Origin of the sequence: Cyanobacterium stanieri LEGE 03274, from assembly GCF_015207825.1 — a bacterium.
GTDB lineage: Bacteria > Cyanobacteriota > Cyanobacteriia > Cyanobacteriales > Cyanobacteriaceae > Cyanobacterium > Cyanobacterium stanieri_B.
Map to the genome: position 1 here is coordinate 31,072 of NZ_JADEWC010000029.1, position 10,531 is coordinate 41,602.

Sequence of the window (10,531 nt, forward strand, 5' to 3'; positions counted from 1 at the left end):
AAATTCAAGCTGATGACAGAATTTCTTGTTAGATACGTATGGTTAATCCCTTTCTATAGTTTACTGGGGGCTTTGTTAACCCTCCCTTGGGCTTTGGGTTTTGTTCGACGCACAGGGCCACGCCCTGCAGCGTATGTGAATATTTTCATGACTTTACTATCATTCATCCATGGTAGTGTCGCTTTTAATTATGTTTTAAACCATGATTCATTTAATCTAAACTTTCCATGGTTTACCATTGCCGATTTAGAGTTATCTTTCGCAGTAGAAGTTTCTCAAATTAGTATGACGGCTTTAAGTTTAGTTACTTTAATGAGTTTACTGGCTCAAATTTTCGCCATTGGCTACATGGAAAAAGATTGGTCTTTGGCAAGGTTTTTTGGTTTGATGAGTTTCTTTGAGGCGGCCATCGGCGGTATCGCCCTCAGTGATTCTTTACTCCTTAGCTATGGTTTATTAGAACTATTAACCCTTTCAACTTATTTATTAGTGGGTTTTTGGTATGCCCAACCCCTTGTAGTTACAGCTGCTAGGGATGCTTTTCTAACCAAAAGGGTGGGAGATATTATTCTTTTGATGGGTTTGGTTGCCCTCTCTAGTTATGGGGCTGGTTTAACCTTTTCGGAGTTAACCACTTGGGCTGCTAATCATCCTTTATCAGATTTTACCGCTGCTTTGTTGGGTTTATCTCTGATTGCAGGGCCTACGGGTAAGTGCGCTCAGTTTCCTCTCAATTTATGGTTAGACGAAGGGATGGAAGGGCCTAGCCCCGCTAGTATTCTGCGAAATTCGGTGGTAGTATCCGCAGGGGCTTATGTATTGATTAAGTTAGAGCCTGTATTTACCCTTTCCCCTATTTCTTCTAGTGCTTTAATCATCATCGGTGCTATCACTGCGGTGGGAGGTTCGTTGATTGCTTTGGCACAGGTTGATTTAAAAAGAACTTTATCTCATTCTACCAGTGCTTATCTCGGTTTGGCTTTTATTGCGGTGGGTTTAGGTCATGTGGATATTGCCTTTTTAATTGTCTTAACCCACGGCATCGCCAAGGCTTTATTATTTATGAGTGCGGCTTCGGTAATTTTGACTACCACGGCTCAAAATATTACTGAGTTGGGGGGTTTATGGTCAAAAATGCCCGCGACAACGATCGCCTTTATGACAGGTAGTGCAGGAATTGTGGCTTTATTACCCTTGGGGATGTTTTTCACCTTTTCCCGATGGTTTGACGGCAAATTAGCCGTTTCTTGGTGGTTATTAGGAATTTTATTAACCGTCAATTTCATTAATGCCCTTAACTTTACCCGAGTATTTCGCCTTGTTTTCTTGGGCAAAACTCAACCCAAAACCAAACGAGCTCCCGAAGTTATTTGGTCGATGGCTGTACCCATGGTAAGTTTAAGTATTATTGCTTTACTAACTCCCCTTATTCCCATCAAATATTCTCTTTGGTTAAGCCCTGTATCTCCCTTATCGGGGAATGATTCTCCTATACTAACTTTCGCCGTACCTACGTTGATTATTACTGGAGTGGTGGGGGTTTTGGTTGGTTTTAGCTTATCATTACATCGATTATGGGATCGTCCTTTAAATAAGTTGGTGCGATTTTTACAAGATTTACTCGCCTACGACTTCTATTTGGACAAAATTTATCAATATACCGTGGTGGCTTTTGTGACAACCTTATCTCGTTTAACCACATGGTTTGATCGTTATGTGGTAGATGGGGCGGTAAACTTGGTTAGTTTATTTGCTATTTTTAGCGGTAACGCTTTAAAGTACAATACTTCTGGACAGTCTCAATTTTATATTCTCACTATCTTAATTGGAGTAAGTCTTTTGATGTGGTCAATTTTGAGTGGTCAATGGAGTAATATTCTTAATTATTGGAATTTCTAGGATTATTTTATATCCAAAGTATATCATCAACGGCCTTGCAATAAATTACAAGGCTAACAGTTTATCGTTCAATGAATTGAACTGAAGTATATTTTAATTCACGGATTTAGTATTAGGACTATTATAGTTTTATTTTTTATAAAAAAAATAGCTTAAAATTCATCAGGAAAAACATTTTATAATCGTTTATTTTTTTTAACAAACAAAATGCTGAGTTTATTAATTTGGATACCAGTACTAGGTGGTTTAGTTGTAGGTTTTTTACCCAATAATAAAAACCCTAATATTTCTCGTAATATTGCTATTATTTTCGCAACTACTACCCTAATTATTAATTTATTAATTGCCTTAAAATTTGATACTAATACCTTTAGTTTACAACTGACTGAACATTACCAGTGGTTGAGTTGGCTAGGGTTAAGTTATGATTTAGGCTTAGATGGTTTATCTTTTCCCCTCATTTGTCTAAATAGTTTTTTAACTTTAACGGCAATTTATATCACTCCCAAAGATTTATCTCGACCTAAACTTTATTACTCATTAGTTTTATTATTAAGTGCAGGGGTAATGGGGGCATTTTTGGCACAAGATTTATTACTCTTTTTCCTTTTTTATGAAGTAGAAGTAGCTCCTTTATATTTCCTAATTGCCATCTGGGGAGGTGCGAGAAAGGGTTATGCGGCGATGAAGTTTTTACTTTATACTGTGTTATCAGGATTTTTGGTGTTAATTTCTTTCCTCGGTTTGGTATGGTTGAGCGGAGAATCTACCTTTGCTTTTGAGCCTCTCCAATCCCATTCTATTCCCGTGGCTAGTCAGGTATTGTTACTGATTCCTTTATTGATTGGTTTATTTATTAAAATTCCTATCTTTCCCTTTCATACTTGGTTGCCTGATGCCCATGTGGAAGCAAGTACCCCCGTATCGGTATTATTGGCAGGGGTATTATTGAAATTGGGAACTTATGGTTTATTGAGGTTTGGGGTTGGTTTATTCCGTGATGGTTGGGTGGTGTTAGCTCCCTATTTAGCTTTTTTGGCAGCCATTAGCGCCCTTTATGGGGCATCCTGTGCGATCGCCCAGAAGGACATGAAAAAGGTGGTTGCTTACTCCTCTATCGCCCACATGGCTTATATTTTGCTGGGGGCGGCTGCCACTACCCGCCTGAGTCTGGAGGCTTCTATTTTACAAATGGTGAGCCATGGTTTAATTTCCGCCATGCTGTTTATTTTGGTGGGTATTGTTTACAAAAAGACTGGTAGCCGTGATGTAAATTATCTTAGTGGTTTGTTAAATCCTGAAAGGGGATTACCTGTGACGGGTAGCTTAATGATTTTGGGGGTTATGGCTAGTTCTGGAATTCCGGGAATGGTCGGTTTTATCGCTGAATTTTTGGTATTCCGAGGTAGTTTCCCCATTTTCCCTATACCCACCCTCTTATGTTTAGTGGGAACAGGTTTAACGGCGGTTTACTTCTTATTAATGGTTAATCGAGTCTTTTTTGGTCGTCTGACTACCGAACTGGCTAGTTTGCCCCGTGTAATGTGGTCTGAGCGAATACCTGCGATCGCCCTTGCGGCTTTAATTATTATCTTTGGTTTACAACCTAATTGGATGCTCAGATGGTGTAAAACCGAAGCATCAGTAATTCTTTATGGTAATCAAATTGTTATTGAACAACAAATTAACAGTTAACCTGAGTTCGGGATAACATTTTCTAGTTAAGGTAGGCAATAGGGAATAGGCAAAAAATAATAATAATTGTCCATTGTCCATTGTCCATTGTCCATTGCCCGGTTGATGAGCGTAGTCGAATCAACAAGAGTGCCCATTCCCCATCTCCACCCACAACATTAATAAAAACCCAAAATATGACCACCACAACCCATTGGACAAAAAAACATATCATTTCCCTCGAAGACTTTAGCAAAGAAGAATATGACACTGTATTAACCACCGCCGCCAGTTTTCGGGATGTGCTAAAAAGTAGAACCAAAAAAGTTCCTGCGCTTCAAGGGCAAGTGGTAGCGAATATGTTTTTTGAACCCTCTACCCGCACCCGTAGCAGTTTTGAGTTGGCAGCCAAAAGACTATCTGCCGACATTCTCAATTTTGCCCCTAGCTCATCATCTCTCACTAAGGGTGAAACCATCCTTGATACTGCCAAAACTTACCTCGCCATGGGTGCTAATATCATGGTAATTCGTCACAGTCATTCGGGAGTGCCGTTAAATATTGCCCAAGAAATGGATCGACTGAAAACGGGGGTAAGTATTTTTAATGCGGGAGATGGGTTACATCAACATCCTTCCCAGGGGTTACTGGATTTGTTTACCCTCACCAATTTATTAGATTCCAAAAATCCTCGCACGGACTTATTAAAAGGTAAAAAAATCGCCATTGTGGGGGATATAATTCATTCTCGGGTGGCTCGTTCCAACATTAACAGTCTATTAACCGCAGGCGCCCATCTACACCTATCAGCGCCCCCTACCCTTTTACCAAATTTATTTGCGAATACGGTCAAATCTGACTATAAGGATCGTTTATTTATCCATTGGAACATTGAACCTGCCTTGAAAAATGCTGATTTTGTCATGACTTTACGGCTACAAAAAGAGCGTATGGCAGATTATTTATTACCTAGTTTGAGGGAATATCATCAATTGTTTGGGATTACGCGCGATCGCCTCTTATTATGTAATCCAGATGTAAAAGTATTACACCCAGGCCCTGTAAATAGAGGGGTGGAACTAAGTTCGGACTTAATGGACGACGAAAAATTGAGCCTAATTTCAGATCAAGTCACCAATGGAGTAGCCGTAAGAATGGCTTTATTATATCTAATTGGTAATTTGAAACAAGAAGCAAATTCTCAGGCTTTAGCCACGATTTAAAACAACTCAACGTGAAATCTCGTCAACAATCTTGTCACTACGTCTATTATTGTATTTACTGTTTTCGAGGGTGTCCGAACTATCCTCTATAGATAAAGCATTGGTGATAGACTTACGAATATTAACACTGGTTTTGCCATAGGGTTCGGGTAAGATGCGATCGCCAAAGGCAATAAAAATAATCAGCAAAAAAGGACTTGTTTTAAGTAAAAAAGAGGCACTATGAAAACAAAAACTACTCACATTACTGGTTAATTTTTTTATAGCATTAATCATCACTTTCAAGGTCTCAAAAACTCTCTACTTTTACTATGCCCAAAATAAAAAAAACTACTTCAATTTCAATTAATTAAAGTAAGGAAATTATTCCCCATAGTTGATGAGCAAACATTCATCATGGTTATCGAAAGAAGTCGAGATGTCCCATTGCCAAATAAGAGAGCATATCCAAACTTAGCAACATCTTATTATTGATAGCTCTCCAATCAACCCGCACTTATTAAAATAAACAAAAACCTATTGAGGAGACTCAATTAAAGTATCCGCATAAGCAGAATTTTCATCAATACCTCCCAAACGATGAAAAGGCCAAAAACGTACCGTTGCCCTACCAATAATATTTTCATCCGGCACATAACCCCAAACATGAGAATCAGAACTATTATTACGATTATCACCTAACACTAAATAACTATTATCAGGTACAACTACAGGGCCAAAATCATACTTAGGGGCTTCTTGAATATAAGACTCTTTTAAAATTTGACCATTAACCATAACATCACCATCCCTAACAATCACCTCATCTCCAGGTAAACCAATCACCCTTTTGATAAAAGCCCCATTCCAACCCAGTTGCTCAATGGCTTCAGTAGCATCAAAAACAATTATTTCTCCCCTCTGAGGCTCTCGAAAACGATAAGTCATTTTTTCAATAATTAATCGATCATTAATCTGTAAAGTAGGCTCCATAGAAGAAGAGGGAATATATCTAGCTTCCGCCACAAAAGTACGAATACCAAAGGACAAAACAACCGCCATCACAACGGTTTTAACAATTTCTACAATGGGGTTTTCCTGTTTTTGATTAGCTTTTTTAGTTTCTGATTGTGGTAAAGACTCACTCATATTTTAACTAGGGGAAAAGATATTATATCTTTTAGTTTAGCTTAGAGACTTTTTGTTTGGGGTAACTCAGTAATGTTTCAAGTTCTTCACAACAAATTTGAGAATCTTTTCCTATTGCTACCATATAAATTGTAGAAAAAATCATAGGAATAGATATAGAGATGGAACGATATGAACTCAACGACACCTTAAAAACAGGAGTAAAAATGATCGACACCCATCATCGAGAATTAATTCGTGCCATCAATGATTTAGCCGATGCCATAGAAAAGGGAATGGGTGGTAACGCCGTCAAAAAAATATTATCATTCCTTGAATTTTACGCAGAATGGCATTTTGCCCATGAAGAAAAATGCGCCCATAAACATCAATGTCCCATGGCTCAAGTCAATAAAGATGCCCATGCCATTTTTCTAGCTACCGTGAAAAAATATCGAGTAGAATATCAGGAAAACCCTGAAAAACAAAGTATTATTGCCCTTCAAATCCATCATGATTTATCCCAATGGCTCATCGGACATATCAAAGGCATCGATGTCAAACTTGGGGCAGAAATAATCGCCGCGGGTACTTAAACCATTTAAAAAATCATAAAAATAATTGATCCCCCCATAATTAAGAAAAAGGGATCAAGCAAAAAACCCCTAAGATCAGAAAATAAAAACAATAAAACTAAAAAATAGTTTAAAAAGGGTAATAATTTTAAGTGATAAAAATGGTCAAAGTCGCTTAATATTGCTAGTAACAGTAAAAAATAAAACTGTTAAACTGTACAAAAAAAATAGTGATTGACAAATTATGGCTCTTGGCTATCTTGCCTTAGTGCTACACGCACACTTACCCTTTGTTCGCCATCCCGAAAGTGACTATGTCCTAGAAGAAGAGTGGTTGTATGAAGCAATCACCGAAACTTATATACCACTCTTACAAGTATTCAATGGATTAAAACGAGATGGTGTAGATTTTAAAATAACTATGAGTATGACACCCCCTCTTGTGTCGATGCTCAGGGATAAACTTTTACAAGAAAGATATGACGAACATCTAACTAAGTTAGAGGAATTGGTTCAAAAAGAAATAGAGCATAATCAAGATAACGGTCATATCAAATATCTTGCTGAATATTACGCTCAAGAATTTAAAGAAATCCGTAAGGTATGGGAATATTATAAAGGAGATTTAGTTACCGCTTTTAAACAATTCCAAGACAGTAATAATCTCGAAATTATTACCTGTGGTGCTACCCACGGTTATTTGCCCCTAATGAAAATGTATCCTCAAGCGGTATGGGCGCAAATAGAGGTAGCCTGTGAACATTATGAAGAAAACTTTGGCATTCGCCCTCGGGGAATTTGGTTGCCTGAATGTGCTTATTATGAAGGATTGGAAAGAATGTTGGCCGATGCAGGTTTACGTTATTTCCTCACTGATGGTCATGGTTTGCTCTATGCCCGTCCTCGTCCTCGTTTTGGCACTTATGCCCCCATTTTTACGGAAACAGGGGTAGGGGTATTTGGAAGGGATCATGAGTCTTCCCAGCAGGTGTGGTCATCGGAAGTTGGTTATCCTGGAGATCCTGTTTATCGGGAATTTTATAAGGATATTGGTTGGGAGGCTGACTACGATTACATCAAACCCTATATTATGCCTAACGGACAGCGAAAAAATGTCGGGGTAAAATACCATAAAATTACTAGCCGTCAGGCGGGGTTATCGGATAAAGCTCTTTATGATCCCTATTGGGCAAATGAAAAAGCGGCCGAACACGCTGGAAACTTCTTGTATAACCGAATGCAACAGATTCAACATCTAGCAGGAATTATGCAAAGAGAGCCCATTGTGGTATCTCCTTATGATGCCGAGTTATATGGCCATTGGTGGTATGAAGGCCCGAAATTTATCGATTATCTGTTCCGTAAGGCATGGTTTGATCAAGATACTTTGTATATGATTCACCTTGCTGATTATCTCAAAGGGCATCCTAATCAACAGGTGGCAATTCCTTCTCAGTCTAGTTGGGGTTATAAGGGTTTCCATGAATATTGGTTGAATCATACTAATGCTTGGATTTATCCTCATCTCCACAAAGGGGCAGAAAAAATGATTAACTTGGCGACGAAAGAGCCGAAGGATGAGTTGGAATGGCGCGCCCTCAATCAAGCAGCAAGGGAGTTGTTATTGGCTCAATCTTCTGACTGGGCGTTTATTATGCGTACTGGTACGATGGTACCTTATGCGGAAAGACGTACTAAAAGTCATTTATTACGGTTGAAAAAATTGGAGGAGGATATTTGGAGCGGAGAAATTGACTCTGGTTGGTTGGAAAAGGTAGAGGCGATCGATAATATTTTCCCTAATATCAATTATCGTGTTTATCGTCCGATGTAGTTGTTTAAAAAACATCAGTCTATAACCCCCCTTTATCTATTTATTTTAACTATGGGGGGTAATGTTCGATGAATAGACTTTTATGATAAATAGGAGTTTTTGAAAAAAGATTTTCTTAATGTTCTCATCCTGTAATAAATTCAATTGATCATAGATAAAGCTATCTACTGGAAGTGGTCAAAGGCTTTAGTTTTCAATAAATTAAATAAAATAATATTCATAGTTTATTAATAAGTCATTAACGAAAGTTCGTCTCATATTTGAGAAGTAATAAATGATCAGCAATAGTCTTATGTCTAATACCTTGACATAGGCTAAAAGCAATTTTTTCGTATATCATAAAAGAAGATTATCACACAAAAATAATTAAGTTTAACAGTTTTAAGATATGACAAACCAGCCTGACAGAATTATTATATTTGACACTACTTTACGTGATGGAGAGCAATCTCCCGGAGCTAGTTTAAATGTAGATGAAAAGTTAACTATTGCTCGTGCTTTAGCTAAATTAGGGGTGGATGTCATTGAGGCTGGTTTTCCCCATGCTAGTTTAGGAGATTTTGAAGCGGTAAATAAAATTGCTCAGGCTGTTGGTACGGAAAATGGTCCAACGATATGTGGTTTAGCCAGAGCTACTCAAAAAGATATAAAAAGTGCTGGGGAGGCTCTTAAACCTGCTCATAAAAGAAGAATTCATACTTTTTTGGCAACCTCGGATATTCATTTGCAATATAAGCTAAAGAAAACGAGGGAAGATGTTTTAGCTATTGTTCCTGATATGGTAGCTTATGCTAAAACTTTCACCGATGATGTCGAATTTTCCCCTGAAGATGCGGGAAGAAGTGATCCAGAATTTTTGTATCAGGTGCTTGAATTGGCGATCAACGCAGGGGCTACTACCGTTAACATTCCTGACACGGTAGGCTATACCACTCCTAGTGAATATGGGGCGCTGATTAAGGGTATTAAGGATAATGTTCCCAATATTGATCAAGCCATAATTTCTGTTCACGGTCATAATGATTTAGGTTTAGCGGTTGCAAACTTCCTTGAGGCTGTAAAAAATGGAGCCAGACAGTTAGAATGTACCATCAATGGAATTGGTGAAAGGGCTGGAAATGCTGCTTTAGAAGAATTGGTAATGGCTCTCCATGTACGCCGTCAGTTTTATAATCCCTTTTTGGGCAGAAGTCCTGAATCTGTTGAGCCTTTGACTAATATTGATACAAAACAAATTTACAAGACCTCTCGTTTGGTTTCTAATCTCACAGGAATGTTAGTACAGCCAAACAAAGCTATTGTTGGGGCTAATGCTTTTTCCCACGAATCTGGAATTCATCAAGATGGTGTTCTCAAAAATCGTCTTACTTATGAGATCATGGATGCTGAGTCTATTGGTTTGACAACCAATCAAATCGTTTTAGGTAAGTTATCAGGTCGTAATGCTTTTCGCACCCGTTTACAAGAATTGGGTTTTGATTTGTCTGAAAATGAACTCAACAAAGCCTTTTTACGTTTTAAAGAAGTTGCTGATAAGAAACGAGAAATTACTGATTGGGATTTAGAGGCGATCGTTAATGATGAAATTCAACAGCCTCCCGAATTATTCCGCCTAGAGCTAGTACAAGTATCTTGTGGTGATCATTCTTCTCCTACTGCCACCATAACTCTTAGAACTCCTGAAGGCGAAGAACTAAGTGATGCTGCCATTGGTACTGGACCTGTAGATGCTGTTTACAAAGCTATTAATCGAGTTGTTAATATTCCCAATGAGCTAACAGAATATTCTGTAAAGTCTGTTACTGCTGGAATAGATGCCATGGGAGAAGTGACAATTCGCTTGAAACATGAAGGACGTACTTATTCAGGATATGCGGCGAATACAGATGTTATTGTGGCTTCTGCTCGTGCTTATATTAGTGCCTTAAATCGTCTTTATGCGACACTTCAAGCTAAACAATTAGTTGAGGCTCAGTAAGTATAAGTTATGCCCCTTTAATAATTTATTATTTTATTTATGGGGCTAAATTTAATTAACTTTTGTTTCGAGTAAATGTAGAAAAGAGTGAGGAAAAAAAGACTAATTTGTAATATAAAAAAACCGCCATGTAGAGAGGCGGTTTTTATGGGAGTATTAAGACAGGCATAGAACTATTGTCCCAAGGGGCTACCCCCGTAGTATCGTCGCTGCAGTTATGTTTCACCCACGAGTTCGGGAT

Annotated in this window: 8 protein-coding genes; 6 read left to right on the plus strand and 2 right to left on the minus strand. The window is 38.2% G+C overall.

All coding sequences use genetic code 11. The annotated features are described in order from the left end of the window. The first annotated feature begins 12 nt into the window (after positions 1-12). From IQ215_RS11760 to IQ215_RS11770, 3 genes are all read left to right on the plus strand, one after another. On the plus strand, positions 13-1,899 hold the full coding sequence (locus IQ215_RS11760; RefSeq protein ID WP_193801609.1) for an NAD(P)H-quinone oxidoreductase subunit F: 1,887 nt from the start codon (positions 13-15) through the stop codon (positions 1,897-1,899). A 207-nt stretch (positions 1,900-2,106) separates the two neighbouring features. Then, positions 2,107-3,594, plus strand: a complete 1,488-nt coding sequence (locus IQ215_RS11765; RefSeq protein ID WP_193801610.1) for an NADH-quinone oxidoreductase subunit M — start codon at positions 2,107-2,109, stop codon at positions 3,592-3,594. Positions 3,595-3,770: 176 nt separating this feature from the next. Further along, complete coding sequence (locus IQ215_RS11770) at positions 3,771-4,796, plus strand: aspartate carbamoyltransferase catalytic subunit (RefSeq protein ID WP_193801611.1); 1,026 nt, start codon at positions 3,771-3,773, stop codon at positions 4,794-4,796. 6 nt (positions 4,797-4,802) lie between these two features. On the opposite strand, the gene IQ215_RS11775 is transcribed toward IQ215_RS11770, so the two are convergent. Continuing rightward, positions 4,803-5,072, minus strand: coding sequence for a hypothetical protein (locus tag IQ215_RS11775; protein WP_193801612.1), 270 nt, complete (start codon positions 5,070-5,072; stop codon positions 4,803-4,805). A 240-nt stretch (positions 5,073-5,312) separates the two neighbouring features. Continuing rightward, positions 5,313-5,924 carry a signal peptidase I gene (gene lepB / locus IQ215_RS11780; RefSeq protein ID WP_193801613.1) on the minus strand — a complete coding sequence of 204 codons (612 nt, stop codon included), beginning with the start codon at positions 5,922-5,924 and terminating at the stop codon, positions 5,313-5,315. Between the two features lie 161 nt (positions 5,925-6,085). Here lepB and IQ215_RS11785 point away from each other — a divergent pair, with 161 nt between their 5' ends. The 3 genes from IQ215_RS11785 (at position 6,086) to IQ215_RS11795 (ending at position 10,290) form a co-directional block, all read left to right on the plus strand. Then, the gene (locus IQ215_RS11785) at positions 6,086-6,499 is read left to right on the plus strand and encodes a bacteriohemerythrin (protein WP_193801614.1); all 414 of its coding nucleotides are present in this window, start codon (positions 6,086-6,088) and stop codon (positions 6,497-6,499) included. Positions 6,500-6,722: 223 nt separating this feature from the next. Then, complete coding sequence (locus IQ215_RS11790) at positions 6,723-8,312, plus strand: glycoside hydrolase family 57 protein (RefSeq protein ID WP_193801615.1); 1,590 nt, start codon at positions 6,723-6,725, stop codon at positions 8,310-8,312. A 388-nt stretch (positions 8,313-8,700) separates the two neighbouring features. Beyond that, positions 8,701-10,290 carry a 2-isopropylmalate synthase gene (locus tag IQ215_RS11795; RefSeq protein WP_193801616.1) on the plus strand — a complete coding sequence of 530 codons (1,590 nt, stop codon included), beginning with the start codon at positions 8,701-8,703 and terminating at the stop codon, positions 10,288-10,290. The last annotated feature ends 241 nt before the right edge of the window (positions 10,291-10,531 follow it).